Source organism: Pedobacter sp. PACM 27299 (assembly GCF_001412655.1).
Classification (GTDB): Bacteria; Bacteroidota; Bacteroidia; order Sphingobacteriales; family Sphingobacteriaceae; genus Pedobacter.
Genome location: NZ_CP012996.1, coordinates 5,149,581 through 5,168,153, shown reverse-complemented (window position 1 = coordinate 5,168,153; position 18,573 = coordinate 5,149,581). Strand labels below are relative to the sequence as shown.

Below are 18,573 nucleotides of genomic sequence, written 5' to 3'. Positions count from 1 at the left end.
TTCTCTTAATTAATGGATTAATGCTGCGGCGCTTTTTTAGCTTTAGTCGGATCGATAGCGTCTTCGTCATCATCGTCGTAAGTCTTTAAGTGTAAAGGACCACTGATTTTTTCCTGTAACGTCTGGAAAATAATGAACAATACCGGGATCACAAATACCCCTAAAATTGTTCCGATCAACATACCACCTACAGCACCTGTACCAATAGATTTATTACCCACTGCACCGGCACCGGTAGAGAACATCAATGGAACCAATCCAAAGATGAAGGCGAATGAAGTCATTAGGATTGGTCTGAAACGTGCTACTGCACCTTGAATGGCCGATTGGACGATGTCCAGCCCCTGACGTCTTCTTTCCAGCGCAAACTCTACAATCAAAATACCGTTCTTGGCCAATAGACCAATCAGCATGATGAGGGAGATCTGCAGGTAAATATTACTGTTTAATTTAAAGATGATCGAGAATAAGTAAGCACCCGCTAGACCGAATGGAATAGAAAGGATTACCGCAAATGGAAGGATATAACTTTCATATTGCGCACTCAGAAGGAAGTAAACAAATACCAGACACAGGATAAAGATAAACACCGTCTGACTACCAGAAGCCAACTCTTCACGGGTAAGGCCTGAGAAATCATAGCCATAACCTGCCGGTAATGATTCTGCAGCTACTTCCTGAATTGCTTTAATCGCATCTCCAGAGCTATAACCTGCATTTGGTGCACCTGTAACGGCAATAGAGCTGAAAAGGTTGAACCTCGAAATCGACTCTGGACCGTATACTCTGGTCATGTTGATGAATTCCGTGATTGGCGCCATTTCGCCTTTGCTGTTTCTAACAAAGACTTTGTTTAATCCTTCTGGATTTTTACGGTAATTGGCATCTGCCTGAATCATGACGCGGTATTGCTTACCAAACTGGTTAAAGTTTGAAGCATACAATCCACCATAATAACCTTGTAAGGTGTTCAGTACAGAGTTTACTGTAATTCCTGCTTCTTTACATTTTTCCAGATTTACATCCAGCATATATTGTGGGAAGTTCGGGTTAAATGAAGTGGTTGCATATTGAATTTCCGGGCGTTTAGATAGGTTAGCCAGGAAATCAGAGTTTACTTTGAACAGCTCCTGAACGGTATGACCCCCTTTGTCCTGTACCTGGAACTCAAATCCACCACTCTGTCCGAATCCTTGAATCGTAGGAGGGGAGATGAAGAAAATACTCGCATCTCTGATCCCTGCAGTCTTAGCGAAAAGTTCGCCGATGACTTCCTGAATACCACGGTCGCGGTCGCTCCAGGTTTTCAGTTTCAGAATTACCATACTGTAAGCACTACCCTGACCAGCAGTAAAGTTTTGCCCCACAATACGTAAGGTGTTTTTTACTTCCGGAATGGTATGTGCCAAACTATCTACTTGCTTCGCGATAACCGTAGAGCGTTCCATAGATGCCGATGGCGGTAAGCTGATATTGGCAAAAATAGTACCCTGATCTTCCGCAGGAACAAAAGCAGATGGGGTAGTTTTCATCATGAAAACTAAAGCGCCACTGAACAGTACAATAGCTCCCAATACAATCCATTTCTTCACAGAAAGGAATTGGATTGATTTTTTGTATTTGTTGGTTACGTTATCAAATGATACGTTGAATGCGGTATAAAAACGTTGAATAAAGCTTTGATGCTTATGGTCGTCTGCATGTGGTTTTAATAATAAAGCACACAATGCCGGACTTAAGGTCAATGCATTTACTGCGGATAAGATAATTGCTACCGCAAGTGTAATGCCGAATTGCTTGTAGAATACCCCTGTAGAACCTGTAATAAAGGTTACGGGAATAAATACTGCTGCCATAACCAGGGTAATCGAAATGATCGCTCCTGAAATCTCACTCATGGCATCAATCGTCGCTTTTCTGGCGGATTTATAACCATGATCTAACTTGGCATGGACGGCCTCAACTACCACAATCGCATCATCCACCACAATACCAATGGCGAGGACGAGGGCAAATAAGGTCAGTAAGTTGATCGTAAAACCAAATAAGTTTAAGAAGAAGAAGGTACCCACAATCGCTACCGGTACTGCTATCGCAGGAATTAAGGTAGAGCGGAAATCCTGCAGGAAAATAAATACAACGATAAATACCAGGATAAAGGCTTCAATAAGGGTATGTACTACTTTCTCAATTGAAGCATCCAGGTTTTCATTGACATCTACCAGGTAAATATAATTTACACCTTTAGGGAAGTTTTTAGCCGACTGTTCAATGATCTTTTTCGATTCATTGATAACGTCTCTTGCATTTGATCCTGGAGTCTGGCTAATGGCCACACCCACTGATGGTTTACCATTGGTGGTGATGTTAGAGCTATAACTTAATGAGCCTAGTTCTACTCTGGCCACATCTTTTAAACGCAGCAGCTGGCCATTACCCGCTGATTTAACCACGATATTTTCAAATTCAGTTGCTTTCGTCAGCCTTCCTTTGTATTTAATTACATATTGAAAAGCTTCGTCGCCATTCTCTCCAAATTTCCCTGGAGCAGCCTCAATATTTTGCTCAGCCAAAGCCGCTGAGATATCAGCAGGAATCAAACTGTATTGTGCCATCATATCTGGTTTTAACCAAATACGCATCGAGTAATCTTTGGATCCGAAAATCGTCGCATTACCTACACCAGTTACCCTTTGAATAGCAGGAACCAGATTGATCTTCGCATAATTCTGTAAGAAAGTCTGGTCGTAAGCAGGATTATCACTGTAAAGTGAGAAAATCAATAGATTACTACTCTGACTTTTCGTTACGGTAACTCCGGCTTGTGTTACCTCCTGAGGCAATAAGCTGGTCGCTCTGGAAACCCTGTTCTGCACGTTTACGGCAGCTAAATCGGGATCTGTTCCTACCTTAAAGAAAATGTTAATACTGGCAGAACCATCATTGGTTGCAGTAGAGGTCATGTAAGTCATGTTCTCCACCCCGTTGATTTGCTCTTCCAGTGGTATGATGACGCTTTTAAGTACCACGTCGGCATTCGCACCTGTGTATGCTGCAGAAACCTGCACAGTAGGAGGGGCAATGTCTGGGTATTGTGAAATGGGCAGCGCGAGCAGCCCTAGTAGTCCCAGGATCACAATGATCACAGAGATCACTGTAGAAAGTACCGGGCGCTGTATGAATATCTTAAACATATATGGATCTTATTTTAAATCTGCGTAAACAACGTCCGCGCTTACTGGGGTTACTTTAATCTGAGTATCGTCTTTTAAGGTACCAACGCCTTCTAATACGATTTTATCACCTGCTTTCAAGCCTTCTTCTACCACGAAGTAAGTACCTGCAGTGTTTTTCAATACCGTAATTGCGGTGCTTTTCGTTTTACCATCTTTATCTACCACCACTGCAAAACGCTTATCCTGCAATTCAAAAGTAGCGCTCTGAGGAATTAGAATAGCATCTGTAATGGCATCTGGGATTCTTACTGTTGCACTGCTTCCGCTGCGGATCAGACCTTTAGGGTTTGGGAAACTCGCACGTACATTTGCCGAACCTGTAGTGGTATTGATTTGTCCGGTGATGGTTTGAATACGCCCTTTATGATCGTATAAACTACCATCAGATAAGATTAAAGAAACTTCAGGAAGCTTAGCCAGCTTTTGAGCAAGCGTCATTCCTTTATCGTCTTTAAAGAAGTGAAGTAACAGTTTTTCATTGAATGCAAAATAAGCATACACGTTTCCTGTGCTGGATACGGTAGTTAAAGGCTCTGCATTGTTACCGCTCACCAAACTTCCTAAACGGAAAGGAATCGCACCTACTACACCGTCTACCGGACTGGTTACCGTAGTATAACCTAAATTGGTTCTTGCATTTGATAAAGCTGCTTTCGCTTGTGCCAATGCTGCTAATTTCGCCTGGTAAGTATATTGTGCAGATTCTAACTCGTATTTACTCACGATATCTTTCTCTACCAATGGCTTTACTTTATTTACCGCCATGTTTGCTGAACTCACTTCTGCTTCTGCACTTTTAATGCTCGCAGTAGCGGTACGCACTTCCTGCTCATATTGAGGGGCATTGATTTTGAACAAGGGCTGTCCTTTTTTGACTATTGAGCCTTCATCTACAAATATCTTCTCCACATACCCATCCACTCTTGGTCTGATTTCTATATTTTGCTGACCCTGGATACTGGCAGGGTAGTCTGTGTTTAACGTTGCGCTGCGTGGCTGCAACTCTAGTACTTTGTATTCTTTGACCTGAGGGGCACCCGCTCCTGGACCGCCTGGTTTTGATCCGCTATTTCCGCATGAACTTAAAATCATTAATGCCGGAAGCAATAATAGTGATTGAATTGTGTATCTCATTTTTATGGGTATTGTTCGTTTTTTGTTTTTAAGAGAATATAATATAAAGGATGATTTTATGGGAAAATGGTTTCAAAGATCAGCTGTTTTCGATCCTCCATCAGACCGGCATATTCTTCATCATTCATGCCAAATAAAGCTTTGTTAAGTGGCGCAGTAATAAATGGGTGTGCCATTAAAGAGAATAGGTTCAGCATGAATTGTCTTGGATCCATTTTTTTTACGATGCCATTGTCCATTTCAGTCTGGACTTCTTGTAAAAAAACTTTCACTTTTTTAGCCCTAGCTTTTTTCGCATTGATCAACTCATTTCTATTCATTTCTGTGATGATGAAGAGCTGGCGAAAAGGGTATTGAGCAGTTTCTTTGATGAATACAGAGATCAGGTTTCTGATTTTTTCTTTAAAAGGCATTTTGGAGTCAAATACTTCATCCAGCGTGCAGACAAATCCTTCTTGTGCCTCATTGAACACCTGATCAAACAGGATGTCCCTGGAGCGAAAATAATAATTTACGAGTGTACGATTCACTCCGGCTGCATCCGCGATTTCCTGTGTGGTAGCATGTAATTTACCCTCCGAAAAAAACAGGTGCTTAGCCGTATCTTTTATTAATTGTTCCGTACCAGTTTCGCGAGTTGACATATACTTTTGAGTTTGACAAAATTGTTAAACAAAAGTATTAATCTGGTATATGAGTTAAAACATGGAATTGTAATGTTTAAGCTAAGAGGAGATTTGTAACTGATTATTGACAAAAAAAAGGGCCGAGGCCCTTCTGTATGTATTGATAATTACGGTATATAACATGCCATAGTTAGTTTATTTTGGTCATTTTTACTTATTGAGGGAAATGAAGCTTTACTTGCTCAATTGCAAAATCAAGTTGCTCTTGTGGAGTGATGTTAGTGTTATCGAGGATTACGGCATCTTCTGCACGTGTGAGCGGACTTTCAACGCGGGTAGTATCTGCATAGTCACGGTGAGCCAGATTTTCGAATACCTCTTCTAAAGTGGTAGAAGTGTCCCCTTTACTCTGCATTTCTTTGTAACGACGTTCTGCCCTGATTTTTGGATCGGCAGTCATGAAGAACTTGACCTGAGCATCCGGGAAAACAGTAGTGCCAATATCACGGCCATCCATCACAATGTTTTTTGATTTGCCCATGCGCTGCTGCTGTTTCACCATATCCTTGCGGACAAATTTATTGGCTGATACTTCGCTTACTGCTTCCGAAACCGGCATCAGTCTGATTTCTTCAGATACTTCTTCGCCATTTAAGGTAATGTGCGATTCGTAATCCCTGGAATGAAAGTTTAATTCGATATGCTGTAAAGCGTCTTTTACTGCTTCAGGATCATTCATGTCGATGTGATTGCGAAGGAAATAAAGCGTAACCGCCCGGTACATCGCTCCGCTATCAATATAAATGAAACCTAGTTTCTTTGCCAATGCTTTCGCTAATGTACTTTTTCCACATGATGAGTAGCCGTCGATAGCTACAACCAGATTTTTCCTCATATAGGGCAAAGTTAATGTTTTAGGGAATTGTTCCCCCAAATTTTTTTTAAATGGCCGATTTTCTTTAGCTACTTTTACTGCATGTTACCCAATAAAGAAGATATACTTAGAACAGCCACCTTTAAAACTTCCAGGAGCGGAGGTAAAGGCGGCCAGAATGTAAACAAGGTTTCCAGTAAAGTAGAACTGATCCTTCATTTGCCTTCTGCAGCTTTTTTGACGGAAGAAGAAAGGACCTTGCTGATGGAAAGATTGGACAATCGCCTGGATCAGGAAGGAAACCTGCACATCGTTTCGCAGGAAGACAGGAGTCAGCTGATGAACAAAGAGCAAACGATCCTAAAATTGATGGCCCTGCTGAAATCGGGCCTGCACATTCAAAAAAAGAGAAAGCCCACCAAGACACCGAAATCGGTGATCAGGAAGCGGCTACAGGACAAACAGAGCGTTTCCACAAAGAAAACCTTGCGGAAACGTCCTGCCCTGGACTAATTTACTGCTGAATTAGTTGAAGCGGTAGAACATACTAATATTGCCATACTGATGGGCTCTGGCGGTACTTTTCACTTCCTTAGTCTTAAATATCATCCCAAAATCGAAGGTAAAGCGCTGACTGCTGTAATTAAATCCCAATTGCTGCGCAAACACGACTGGTTTAACCCCAAAGGTAACCGGACTATCATTGTTAAACATACTGCCTTGTATGGTGGCATCATAAGCCACAAAATTAAGCTGAGGTTTTGCATAAAAAAACAGCTCACTTTTTACTAAATTCTTTGTTTTCGACTGGTTTCCAATTACTGAATTGGTATAAGCTGCATTGAAAAGCTGATTGATTCGACCTGCTCTGAATAAAATTCCTGCCCCGGCCCCACTAAAGGTCGTTCCAACATTCGCATAACCTTCAAAAGAGAAGTCTGCAGCCTGGTCTTTAAAACGGTGTAATAATCTGGTGTATTGCGCGGATAGATTTACCTGCATTTCTTCTTTAATCTGGTAATCCCAGCCCTCCAGTTGATAGAAGCCAACGGTTTTATGTAAGAGCTCCTGGCCTTTTTCTGCCAGTGATGCCGGTCCGGTTACCCCAATCTGTGCGCTGGTCTTCAAAATGCTTTCATTTTTATAAAACCAGTTCAATGCACCTTCCGCATACAGGTAGCCTGCAAATGGACGGTCTTGTTTTGCCGGATCGGGTGCGGCACCAGAATAAGGATTGTACATCTTTTGGCCAATAGCAATTTCATAAGTTTTCTTTTCCAGCTTTTCCGGGAGCCCGCTTTGATTCAAGGCATGGCGGAAATTGATAAATAAGCCATTGGTATAATAGCGGTCAGAGCCCTGCAGCAGGTAGGAATCATTGTCGCTTTTAAAACCAAACTCATTTTTGAAGCTTTGTGCTGAAACCGGACTGGTGGCCAGCAGGTAAATCAGGGATAAAGGGAGCAGTACTTTGCTTATAGCTTTCATTATTATTTTTCTAAAAAAAAACTCCGGCAGATTTGCCGGAGTTGAATATCGTATTTTTTATGTTAAAAAGTATAGCCAAGACTTAGACCACCATAATAAGGTAGGAAGAAGTCTCTGCTGAAGACTGGACTAAGTCCAATCCTGAAAGCGAAACCGCTATCCTCCGGTTGTACCCGGTAGAAAAAACTCATGGTACCAATTACATTGCTTTCATTCTTATTGAAAAGTACTTCCGCATCGCCGCTGGTAGAAATATAAGTAGCGCCTAATCCCAGTTCAAAGTACTTCCCGCTTTTTCCCAGCAGGTAATTCAAGGATAAAGGAATGGTAGTCACTTTATCGCCATCTACAGATAGGTATCCAATACCGGCTCTACCTCCGATGCCATCTCTCTTGTTAGAGAACCTGGAGTCGTAATTTGCTGTAAAAGTTAAACCCTGACCGCCCAGTTCAATAAATATGTTCTGTGCTCTTGACGTAGCAGGACTCGTATTGCTGCTTTCCTGTGCGAAAAGCTGCTGTGTACTGGTAAGGGCTAAAAATAAAGTAAAAGCCAGTGTTAATTTTCTCATTAAGGTTTGTTTGGTGCCGCAATAATAAGTAAAAACAGCCTATTTTGCAACCGGCTTGATTTTAACACTCAGGTCTTGCGCATCTTTCACTTTTTCCTTCATTAACGCCAGCTCAATCACTTCTTTCATCTCCGTTACATAATGGAAATTTAAGTCCTTAATATAGCTTTCCTTGATCTCTAAAATGTCTTTTCTATTCGATTTACAAAGAATGATATCTTTAATATTGGCACGTTTAGCGGCAAGGATTTTTTCCTTGATTCCACCAACCGGCAATACTTTTCCACGTAAGGTGATCTCTCCGGTCATGGCCAGGTTAGATTTTACTTTACGCTGTGTAAATGCAGAAGTCAATGCAGTTAGCATGGTAATACCAGCAGATGGACCATCTTTTGGCGTTGCGCCGGCAGGTACGTGTACATGGATATCCCATTGATCGAAAAGGGCATAGTCAATTCCGAAAATGGCTGCGTGTGAACGTAAGTAAGCCAATGCAATCACTGCAGACTCCTTCATCACTTCACCCAGATTACCCGTTAAGGTTAACTTCCCTTTACCTGGGCTTAAACTCGCCTCAATAAATAGAATGTCTCCACCAACCTGTGTCCAGGCTAAACCAGTCACTACTCCGGCAACTTCATTGCCTTCATAAAGATCCTTATCATATATAGGGGCACCTAAAATACGCTCTACATCGTCTAAGGTCAGGTTTGGCTCATACGTTTCTTCCATCGCGATTTTAGTCGCCACACCACGTACTAAGGAACCGATCTTTTTCTCCAGTCCACGAACACCAGATTCTCTTGTATAATCTTCGATTACTTTTTCAATCAGACTGTTCTTTAGAACGATGTCTTTTGTTTTGATCCCGTGCTGTTCTTTTTGCTTAGGTAAAAGGTATTTTTTAGCAATCTCAATCTTTTCTTCAATCGTATAACCATTCACTTCAATGATCTCCATACGATCCAGCAAAGCTGGCTGTATGCTGCTCAATGAGTTGGCAGTAGCGATAAACAGTACATTGGAAAGGTCATAATCAGCCTCTACATAGTGGTCGTTGAAAGCAGAGTTTTGCTCTGGATCCAATACTTCCAGTAATGCGGAAGAAGGGTCGCCTCTAAAATCAGCACCCACTTTATCAATCTCATCCAGAACAAATACAGGATTTGCAGCACCGGCTTTTTTAATGGATTGAATGATTCTGCCTGGCATAGCACCGATATAAGTTTTTCTATGGCCGCGGATTTCAGCTTCATCTCTGATGCCACCCAGTGCCATACGCACATATTTACGGTTTAATGCTTTCGCAATTGATTTTCCTAATGAGGTTTTACCTACTCCCGGAGGGCCTACTAAACAAATGATAGGGGCTTTCATGTCGCGTTTGAGCTTCAAAACAGCCAGGTATTCTATAATACGCTGTTTTACTTTTTCTAAACCGAAATGGTCTTTATCCAGTACGCGCTGTGCACGTTTAAGGTCAAAGTTGTCTTTCGTGAAATCATTCCATGGAAGGTCTAGTAAGAGCTCCAGGTAATTGATCTGTATAGAATAGTCAGGGGCTGCGGGATTCATTCTTCCCAGTTTATCCAGCTCCTTCGTAAAATGTTCTTTTATAGGTTCAGACCATTTCTTCTTCTTTGCGCGTACTTGCAAAGCCTCGTATTCGAGGTCGGAAGAAGAACCACCCAGTTCTTCCTGTATGGTCTTTAATTGTTGATTCAGGAAGTAATCCCTTTGCTGTTTGTCCAGGTCGGTGCGGACTTTCGATTGAATCTGGTTTTTTAACTCCAGCATTTGAAGTTCCAGGGTCAATAGTTCCATCACCATCATTGCGCGCTCACGCAGGTTGCCCATTTCCAGCATTTTTTGCTTATCAGAAACATCTGCATTCATATTTGAAGAGATGAAATTGATCAGGAAAGAAGTGCTTTCTATGTTTTTTAAGGCAATACCAGCTTCACTTGGAATGTTCGGCGACAATTGAATGATCTGCGAAGACATTTCCTTGATAGAGGCCACCATTGCTTTAAATTCTTTGTCGCTTTTGTGTTTCGACTCTTCGAATTTGCTGATGGTTACCTTAATGTAAGGCTCCGATTGAACTTCTTCAATCAGGCGGAAACGTTGTTTGCCCTGGATAATTACAGTTGTATTTCCATCTGGCATCTGCAGCATTTTTATGATCTGCGCCACCGTTCCTACACTATTCAGCTGCTCAAACGTAGGGTCTTCTATCGAAACATCCCGTTGGGATACTACTCCGATAATCCGGTTTCCTTTGTAAGCTTCCTTGATCAGCTTTATAGATTTATCCCTGCCAACAGTAATTGGAATGACTACTCCTGGAAAAAGTACGGTATTCCTTAAAGGAAGGATGGCCAGTACCTCAGGAGTCTCTTCATTGTTCATCTCGTCTTCGTCTTGTTGGGACATCAGCGGGAAAAACTCTGTATCTTCATTTATAATGGGTAGTGCGTTGCTAAAATCAAAATGATCTTGTTTACTCATTTATTAAGTCTTTCTAAAATAAAAACGACAATCTGACAGTATGCCGTCTACGAAATTATTAATTATATTGTATTATCTGTATTTTCAACTCCTGTGCCAAAAGAGGCATGGGCCCTTTTCCCTGTTAAAAAGTCAGGAATAAATGAAGAACAGCTAAAGCAATATGCGTAATTGTCTGACCTTTTTTGAAAAAAAATCAGAATAATTCTTCGGCTTATCATATTTTCATTTATTTAGCGTTTAAGAGAGGTATTTGTAACTGGTATGATAGTTGCCTTCAAATACTTTTATCATTCCCGGATCACGTAATCTTATTTAGGAGTTGGGAATCAAATCTAAATATATTTAATATTTTAAATAAAACTTAATGAACTATTTCAAGCAAACCATCTTATTATTATTTGTCTTTTCTGCTCAGGTCGGTATCGCTCAAAATAGCGGTTACGATAAATTGGGGCTGCAAGCCATGATGAAAGGGGATTATAAGGCTGCCGTTGGACAATTAGAGAAGGCGGATACCAAAACTCCGAACAATGCGAATGTGTTGAAGATGCTGGGATATTCTTATTTTCAATGTGGAGATTTTGAAAATTCAATCGCTGCTTATAGTCGATTGATTACAGTAAAGCCTTCAGATTATTCTGCCTATTATTATAGAGGAAAAGCAAGATTGAACATTGCAAATGATCCAAAAGAGTCACTGAGTCAAATGAGAGACAATTTTTATCTTTCCGCAATTAAAGATTTCAGTAAAGCAATTGAGCTGAATGGGGAAGAAGATACACAGTTATTGCAAAATAGAGGGCTGGCTTATAAAGATTACGCCATCTATAAATCGTATAAAGTGAAGAAAGGACCGGAAAAAGCTGCTGTCATCACTTTATTTAATAACTCTATTGCTGATTTTCAAAAGGTATTGGTGGTACAGCCTTTACGTAAGGATATCATCGGTTTAGTAGATTATGTGAAAGCACAGATTGCCAGTCTGAAATAAGGATTACTGACATCAAAAATGCCTGCTATTGTAACCGCAATAGCAGGCATTTTTTTTATACTTCTGCGCCATCAAATATCTCCACAAATTTGGAGCGACTCAGGGGTTTAGTTAAAAAGTCGGTCACCACAGGAATACGCTGAGAACGTTCCAGTTCTGATGGAGAGATCGAAGAAGAAACGATATAAATCTCGATTTTCTTGCTCATTTTAGGTTCCAGCAATGAATACTCTTCCAGGAATCCCCAGCCATCCAATACCGGCATATTTAAATCCAGAAAGATCACATCTGGTAATAACTCCGGCTGGTTGGCGCTCAACTCCAAATCTAATAAAGCTTTTTTTCCATCTTCAAAGACGGTCAGGTCGGTACTTAGATTGGCAACCTGTAACGTTTTTCTTGTTAAAAAAACGAAAATAGTGTCGTCATCTATCAGATAAAATTTTTTCATTGGATTATATTTATTCGTTGGTTATCATTTTGTTTATTTAGGTGTTTCGGAGGTTAATTCCGTTCATTCTGGTGGAAGCATCTGGTTATTATCTGCCTGGTATACTATCGAAGCAATAGATTCATTCAGTTGCTGGGTAGATTCTTTTAGCATATACAGTAAATCAATATGGTCGCCATGGGGATTTTGAAGCATCATCTCCGTTAAGCTCATGATATTCGTTAATGGTGCCCTCACTTTATGGCTTTGAATCCAGGCAATTTCCTTCAGGTCCTGGTTTTGTTTTTCAATCATTCTCACATAATTCATTCGCTTAGAGACGTCTGTCGCCAAAACCAGCCTGGCGTCGATCCCATCGATATTTACGATGGTAGTGTCAATTTCAACTGGAAACAATTGTCCACTTTTATTCATGTGTGTCAGAATTCCCGAATATTCCCTGGTTTTTATAGTGCTAAAAATGTCCATCAGCTTACTGATCTCTGAGGCCGGTCTGATTTTCGTGATGTTCATCGATAAAAACTCCTCCTGGGTATAACCATATTTCTTTATAGCCGCTTCGTTCACTTTCAGGAAATTACCGGTATTCAGTTCAAAAATGTACATAGGTACCGGATTCGCTTCAAAGATATTCCGGTAGTAACGTTCCGAAGCATCCAGTTTCTTGACCAATATGGCTTCTTTAAACCGGGTTTTTTCAAAACCATTCAGAATGGTACTGATCATAAAGACACTGATAAAGCTGACAAAAATGAAATTCCAGGAATAGGCAATCCATAAAGTGAGGTCATAGGTTTCAGACAATGCATTAGGGAAAAGCTTAAACTGTATAATTAAGCCAATCAGTATACAAATCACAATATTGACCATCAATGGAATGAAAGTGGCTTTTGTGGGAAAGATCATTGCCGTGAAAAACGTAATGATCAATAGGTACAATGCTCCAGGGCCATCAGAGCCAACAAAAAGCAGGTACAATATGGCAATCAGATAGAGAAGGGCCACCACCATGACCATCCTGTAATCCAGCTTTATTTTTCTATTTACTACAAAACCCATAAGAGAAATGATAACCAGCACCATAAATACAGGGAAAAACACTTTTCCTTTAACGAGCTCATTAACCAGGAACAAAAGAATCCCAATCATGCCTAATGGAAGGCAATACATGATGGTGTCTCTAAATAAATTCAGTTTCCATGAACTGATCCTGAAAAGCGTAAACTGATGATCAGCGGGAATAACATAAAGAAATGTTCTCCTGTATTTCTTCAAGTATGACGCTATTGTTGCCATTTTCCAAGGGATCAAAGTGTTAACTGAATTTATATCGCTGATATGAATACATTAAATGAGGAATTTATTTCCCGAAATCTGACTGCATACGCATCAGGTTGTATTTAAACCATTTAATCGCAGTTCATAAAAGAGACTTTCTTGCTCCTATCAGGCGTTTTGCTCGTTAAACTCCCCATATTTGCCACAGAAATAGGCCTATTATCATGCCACAGTATTGCCAGATATCAGGTATAGAAAATCCTGCGTAAGGATTGTTTTCCGTACGCAGGATTTTATGTGATAAAGATTTTGTGATGGATATAAAATAGGGGATCTCTATTTGAATTTTCCGGTGATCCGGTAATTCTTTTCCGCAAGTAACCTGATGTGCTGGTTCTTTTTTACGTCATATAGGCTATCTGGAAAATAGCTGAGCGTATCTGAGGAAGTATAGAGTGTATTGGCGTTGCAGATCAAAATTTGAAGGCCGTAAATCTGGCCATTTCTCTTGGTGACTTTCAATTCCTTCACCGGAACTTTCTTATTATCGGAGGTATAAAGCTCCATCGTATCTGTTTTTTTTACCCGAAACAAACCTTTCCAGGCCGATTTATTGAGGTCGGCATCAGAAAAGATGCTCAGTTCTTTGGGCCAGTCCTGAATCACCAGCTCTTTGCTTTCTATAGAGTCATTGACCAGCACTGTTTTATGAATCTTTGGTTTCTGGCGACTTAATCTTGCCGCTTCTCCCGCAAAGTATCCTTTAAGATCGAAGTAAGGATGTGTTTCCTTTTGCTGGGTTACGGCCCTGTCTCCACAGCCAAAACACAACAAAAGAAAAGCACATAATAATAAATGGTTTCTCATTATACCAGGCAGTTACCGGTCATGATCGCTGGTTTCTCAATACCCATAATCTTCAAGATGGTAGGGGCGATGTCGCCAAGTTTTCCATCAGCGATGGTTTTATAATCATTGTCAATTAAAATGCAGGGAACAAGGTTCGTGGTATGTGCAGTATTCACAGATCCATCCGCATTGCGCATGTATTCCGAATTTCCGTGATCTGCAAGGATGATGAAAGAGTAACCGTTTTCGATTCCTGTTTTTACCACTTGTTCTGCACAATGGTCGGCAGTTTCTACAGCTTTAATTACTGCTTCAAACACACCGGTATGACCTACCATGTCTGGATTGGCAAAATTCAGACATACAAAATCAGGCCATCCTGAAGCCAGCTCCTTGTTGATCGCTGCTGTAATTCCTGCGGCACTCATCTCTGGCTGCAAGTCGTAAGTAGCTACCTTTGGAGATGGAATAAGTATTCTCTTCTCATTTTCAAATGCCAGCTCTCTGCCACCAGAGAAAAAGAAAGTAACGTGTGGGTATTTTTCAGTCTCCGCAATACGGATCTGGTTTTTATGGTTTTTCTCTAATACTTCACCTAAAGTTTCCGAAAGATCATCTTTAGTGAAAACTACCTTTACATGCTCGAAGTTTTCATCATAAGTAGTCATCGTTACATAATATAATGGCAATTTATGCATGTCAAAATCAGGATAGTCATTTTGCGTCAGTGCTGCAGTAATTTCTCTGCCTCTGTCTGTTCTGTAATTGAAACAGATCACTACATCACCAGGCTGAATAGTAGCTACCGGGCTGCCATTTGGCTGAGTCACTACAATCGGAGCGGTAAACTCATCCGTAATGCCTTCGTGATAAGATTGCTCAATAGCAGCTACCGCATCGGTAGTTGGTTTCCCAATACCTTTAGTCATCACGTCATAAGCAAGTTTTACCCTTTCCCAGCGCGAATCCCTGTCCATCGCATAATAGCGGCCAACTAAACTGGCAATTTTACCCGTAGAACTTTCCAGGTGATGTTCCAGGTCTTTGATGAAAGTCAATCCAGAATTTGGATCGGTATCCCTGCCATCTAAGAAAGCATGGATAAATACGTCACTCAATCCTTGTTCGCCAGCAGCATCGCATAACGCTTTCAGATGATTGATATGGGCATGTACACCTCCATCAGATACCAATCCGATGAAATGAACAGCCTTGTTATTTTCTTTAGCATAATGAAAAGCATCTAGCAGCACCGGGTTCTGGTGCAGTGTTTTGTCTTCTATTGCTTTATTAATCCTGCCTAATTCCTGATAAACTACTCTGCCTGCACCTAAATTCATGTGTCCAACTTCCGAATTCCCCATTTGTCCGGCCGGTAATCCTACCGCTACACCCGAAGCTTCCAGTTTGGAGTTAGGATAATTTTTCAATAAAGAGTCAAAGAAAGGAGTGTTAGCTGCATAAGCGGCATCGGATTCGTCTTGCTTCCCGTAGCCCCAGCCGTCAAGAATAAGTAGAACTAATTTTTTATTATTCATCTTGAATTAATTTAGTAATTGTCGTACGATTGTCTGTCAATCTAACAAATATAAGCGTATTGTGTGTTTTTTTTGAGCCTAATTGTAATTCAACTGTAGTATCTTTGTTTTCCTGGCTGCAGCCAATCATGGCATAATTTATGTAAGATTGGTCTGTTAGCTATATAGAGAATATGAAGCCCTTACTTTTTTTTACGATTCTGTTTACCTCTTTTTCTTCTGCTGTTGCTATTCAAAGCGATATTATCGACAATCTTTCCGGTTATTTTAAAGCGGGCAATGCGAAAGAAGTAGCGGTAAATTTTTCTTCTTCCCTGGAGCTTATCGTCATTGATGAAGAAGATGTCTACTCTAAAGCACAGGCAGAACAGATATTAAGGAACTTCTTTACCAAGTACCCACCTATAAAATCATCGGTTACACATACCATTAATGCCAATCCAAACTTTAGATTTGGCATCCTTTCTCTACAGACCAAGAATGGAAAATTCCGCGTTTCAATCACGATGAAAAAGTCTAATAATGCTTTTTTTATTACGGAATTGAGAATAGAGCCGGATAAATAATAGTAAAAATGCTATTTTTGGGTTTAATTTTAAGTTTTGGATAAGCAAATCATAGATCAATTCATAAAAAACGCTGTTGCCGAAGATTTAGGCGATGGGGATCATACTTCACTTTCTACCATTCCAGCCAATGCACAAGGCAAAGCAAAATTGCTCATTAAAGAAGATGGGGTGATTGCAGGCGTGGAGCTTGCGGTAGCAATTTTCAACTATATTGATGATCAATTGGTCGTATCGGTAAATATTCAGGATGGAGAAAAAGTCAAATATGGAGACATTGCACTGACGGTTTCCGGCAGTACACACGCTATTTTGCTGGCTGAGCGACTGGTTTTAAATTGTATGCAAAGGATGAGTGGTATTGCCACGAAAACCAATTATATTGTTGGCTTGCTGGCTGCATATCCTACTAAATTGTTAGATACGCGTAAAACCACACCTGGATTAAGGTATCTGGAGAAATGGGCAGTTGTGATCGGTGGGGGAGTAAATCACCGCATCGGCTTATACGACATGATTCTGATCAAGGATAATCACGTAGATTATGCTGGTGGAATCGCCAATGCGATCAAAGCAGCCAATCAATATTTAGCAGATCAAAATAAAGATTTACAGATAGAGATAGAAGTGAGAAACCTTTCGGAGTTAAATGATGTTTTAACGAATAGAGGGGTAGACCGGATTATGCTGGATAATTTCAGCTTTGCCGATTTAAGAGCAGCGGTGAAAGTAATCGATGGCAGATTTGTAACAGAGGCTTCTGGTGGAATCACTGAAGAAAATGTAGCAGAATACGCGGCGTGTGGGGTAGATTTTATATCTATGGGTGCTTTAACCCACTCTGTTAAAAGTTTAGACATGAGCTTAAAAGCATGCTAAACAACTTAATTCATCAGAATTTGATTCTGTTTTTTTACTATAATTGTAGTTAATGATTTCGGTCTATTCTATATCAGCAGTAATTTTAGCCTATTTATTTGGGTCTATACCAACAGCGGTATGGCTCGGACAAGCATTTTACGGTGTCGACGTGAGGGAGTATGGTAGTGGAAATGCCGGTGCAACCAATACTTTTAGGGTGTTGGGGAAACGTGCAGGACTTGCCGTGATGACGATAGATATCGCCAAAGGCTATACTGCAACTAAACTTGCCTACTTTATAGGGCTGTCCGTTACCGGTCCGCAGAACTCTTCCCAATTTATCAATTACGAACTTGCACTCGGAGTAACTGCTGTGATGGGACATTTGTTCCCAATATTTGCAGGTTTTAGAGGAGGTAAGGGAGTGGCCACACTTTTTGGAATGATTTTGGCAGTTAACTTCCCGGCAGCAATGCTTTGTGTTCTGGTCTTTGTAGTTGTGCTCTTAACCACTAAATATGTTTCCCTAAGCTCTATATGTGCAGGTTTTACCTTTCCATTGAGCATTATATTCATCCTGCATTCTTCTGTTAAATCAGAAGTATTATATGGAATGTGTGTGTGTATCCTCATTTTGGTGACACATCAGAAGAATTTAGAGCGACTCCTCATGGGCAAAGAATCCAAAGTTTACCTGTTTAAAAAGAAAACAACCTAAAACAACGAATTCATGAAAGCTTTAAATTTAATGGTCATTGCTGCGGCGATGCTTTCCATTTCCTCCTGTTCTACAGTGCCATTAACGGGGCGTAGCAGACTGAGTATTGTGAGTGAAAGTGAGATGCAGAATGTGGCCGCTCAAAGTTACACCTCTTTGTTAAGAGACCCTAAAACTAAGGTGCTCAACAATGCGGATGCTGCAAGAGTAAAAAGAGTAGGGCAGAAGATTCAGGCTGCGGTGACAAAGTATATGAATGCCAATGGTTATGCGAGCCAGATCCAAGGCTTCAACTGGGAATTTAACCTGATTGACAGCAAAGAAGTGAATGCCTGGTGTATGCCTGGTGGGAAAGTAGCCGTTTACAGCGGTATTTTGCCTATTGCAAAGGATGATGCAGGATTAGCCACAGTAATGGGTCATGAGATTGCACATGCCATTGCACAGCACTCTTCAGAAAGAGCATCTCAAGCTACTTTAGCGCAAGCTGGGGGTAGTTTATTGGGTGCGGCAACTGCAGGGAAATCGCAGACTGCACAAGCGATGATCAACCAGGCTTATGGATTGGGAGCGCAAGGTTTTGTATTGCTGCCTAATTCCAGAAAGCAGGAGTTGGAAGCAGATCAGTTGGGATTAATTTTTATGTCGATGGCAGGGTATGACCCTACAAATGCGATTTCCTTCTGGCAGCGAATGGCTGCAGCAAGTGGAGGTGCTCAAAAACCATCTGAGTTTTTAAGTACCCACCCCTCTGATGCTACACGTATTGCGCAAATTCAAAGACTTTTGCCAGAAGCTAAAAAATATTTCAACTCGACTACTGGCAAGCCAACTGGTTAAGTGAATAAGAAAATTTAATAGACAGGCTGTTACCCAT

Annotated in this window: 16 protein-coding genes and 1 pseudogene; 6 read left to right on the top strand and 11 right to left on the bottom strand. The window is 40.8% G+C overall.

Features of this window, described 5'->3' with window-relative positions; all coding sequences use genetic code 11:
* Nucleotides 1-17: 17 nt before the first annotated feature.
* The 4 genes from AQ505_RS21765 to cmk form a co-directional block, all read right to left on the bottom strand.
* Entirely contained in the window at nt 18-3,194 is a 3,177-nt protein-coding gene (locus AQ505_RS21765) for an efflux RND transporter permease subunit (protein WP_062550129.1), read from the bottom strand.
* A 9-nt stretch (nt 3,195-3,203) separates the two neighbouring features.
* The gene (locus AQ505_RS21760) at nt 3,204-4,370 is read right to left on the bottom strand and encodes an efflux RND transporter periplasmic adaptor subunit (protein WP_062550128.1); all 1,167 of its coding nucleotides are present in this window, start codon (nt 4,368-4,370) and stop codon (nt 3,204-3,206) included.
* Nucleotides 4,371-4,426: 56 nt separating this feature from the next.
* Nucleotides 4,427-5,014 carry a TetR/AcrR family transcriptional regulator gene (locus AQ505_RS21755; protein ID WP_062550127.1) on the bottom strand — a complete coding sequence of 196 codons (588 nt, stop codon included), beginning with the start codon at nt 5,012-5,014 and terminating at the stop codon, nt 4,427-4,429.
* Between the two features lie 196 nt (nt 5,015-5,210).
* On the bottom strand, nt 5,211-5,891 hold the full coding sequence (gene cmk, locus AQ505_RS21750) for a (d)CMP kinase (protein WP_062550126.1): 681 nt from the start codon (nt 5,889-5,891) through the stop codon (nt 5,211-5,213).
* 117 nt (nt 5,892-6,008) lie between these two features.
* On the opposite strand from cmk, the pseudogene arfB reads away from it, so the two are divergent.
* A pseudogene (arfB, locus tag AQ505_RS21745) lies at nt 6,009-6,383 on the top strand (alternative ribosome rescue aminoacyl-tRNA hydrolase ArfB); the annotation flags it as partial.
* Between the two features lie 12 nt (nt 6,384-6,395).
* Here arfB and AQ505_RS21740 read toward each other — a convergent pair.
* The 3 genes from AQ505_RS21740 to lon form a co-directional block, all read right to left on the bottom strand.
* Nucleotides 6,396-7,358: a lipid A deacylase LpxR family protein gene (locus AQ505_RS21740; protein WP_062550124.1), complete on the bottom strand. Its 963-nt coding sequence runs from the start codon at nt 7,356-7,358 to the stop codon at nt 6,396-6,398.
* Nucleotides 7,359-7,420: 62 nt separating this feature from the next.
* Entirely contained in the window at nt 7,421-7,930 is a 510-nt protein-coding gene (locus tag AQ505_RS21735; RefSeq protein WP_062550123.1) for a hypothetical protein, read from the bottom strand.
* Between the two features lie 39 nt (nt 7,931-7,969).
* Nucleotides 7,970-10,441 carry an endopeptidase La gene (lon, locus tag AQ505_RS21730; RefSeq protein ID WP_062550122.1) on the bottom strand — a complete coding sequence of 824 codons (2,472 nt, stop codon included), beginning with the start codon at nt 10,439-10,441 and terminating at the stop codon, nt 7,970-7,972.
* A gap of 367 nt (nt 10,442-10,808) precedes the next feature.
* Between lon and AQ505_RS21725 the strand changes: the two genes are divergently transcribed.
* Nucleotides 10,809-11,435 (top strand): tetratricopeptide repeat protein, encoded by a 627-nt coding sequence (locus AQ505_RS21725; RefSeq protein ID WP_062550121.1) that lies wholly within the window; start codon nt 10,809-10,811, stop codon nt 11,433-11,435.
* A gap of 55 nt (nt 11,436-11,490) precedes the next feature.
* Here AQ505_RS21725 and AQ505_RS21720 read toward each other — a convergent pair whose 3' ends face one another.
* The 4 genes from AQ505_RS21720 to gpmI all read right to left on the bottom strand — a co-directional run bounded on the left by AQ505_RS21720 (nt 11,491) and on the right by gpmI (nt 15,551).
* The gene (locus AQ505_RS21720; protein ID WP_062550120.1) at nt 11,491-11,886 is read right to left on the bottom strand and encodes a response regulator; all 396 of its coding nucleotides are present in this window, start codon (nt 11,884-11,886) and stop codon (nt 11,491-11,493) included.
* A 63-nt stretch (nt 11,887-11,949) separates the two neighbouring features.
* Complete coding sequence (locus tag AQ505_RS21715; protein ID WP_082461676.1) at nt 11,950-13,182, bottom strand: PAS domain S-box protein; 1,233 nt, start codon at nt 13,180-13,182, stop codon at nt 11,950-11,952.
* A gap of 318 nt (nt 13,183-13,500) precedes the next feature.
* Entirely contained in the window at nt 13,501-14,031 is a 531-nt protein-coding gene (locus AQ505_RS21710; RefSeq protein WP_062550118.1) for a hypothetical protein, read from the bottom strand.
* Nucleotides 14,031-15,551 (bottom strand): 2,3-bisphosphoglycerate-independent phosphoglycerate mutase, encoded by a 1,521-nt coding sequence (gpmI, locus tag AQ505_RS21705; protein ID WP_062550117.1) that lies wholly within the window; start codon nt 15,549-15,551, stop codon nt 14,031-14,033. Before gpmI ends, AQ505_RS21710 begins: the two co-directional genes overlap by 1 nt.
* 173 nt (nt 15,552-15,724) lie before the next feature.
* Here gpmI and AQ505_RS21700 point away from each other — a divergent pair, with 173 nt between their 5' ends.
* From AQ505_RS21700 to AQ505_RS21685, 4 genes are read left to right on the top strand one after another with little or no spacing between them, the layout of a single operon-like run.
* Entirely contained in the window at nt 15,725-16,117 is a 393-nt protein-coding gene (locus AQ505_RS21700) for a DUF4783 domain-containing protein (protein ID WP_062550116.1), read from the top strand.
* A 36-nt stretch (nt 16,118-16,153) separates the two neighbouring features.
* A complete protein-coding gene (nadC, locus tag AQ505_RS21695; protein WP_062550115.1) occupies nt 16,154-16,996 on the top strand; it encodes a carboxylating nicotinate-nucleotide diphosphorylase in 843 nt (280 codons plus the stop codon).
* Nucleotides 16,997-17,048: 52 nt separating this feature from the next.
* Nucleotides 17,049-17,696, top strand: coding sequence for a glycerol-3-phosphate 1-O-acyltransferase PlsY (gene plsY, locus AQ505_RS21690; protein ID WP_062550114.1), 648 nt, complete (start codon nt 17,049-17,051; stop codon nt 17,694-17,696).
* A 12-nt stretch (nt 17,697-17,708) separates the two neighbouring features.
* Nucleotides 17,709-18,536: a M48 family metallopeptidase gene (locus tag AQ505_RS21685; RefSeq protein WP_062550113.1), complete on the top strand. Its 828-nt coding sequence runs from the start codon at nt 17,709-17,711 to the stop codon at nt 18,534-18,536.
* The last annotated feature ends 37 nt before the right edge of the window (nt 18,537-18,573 follow it).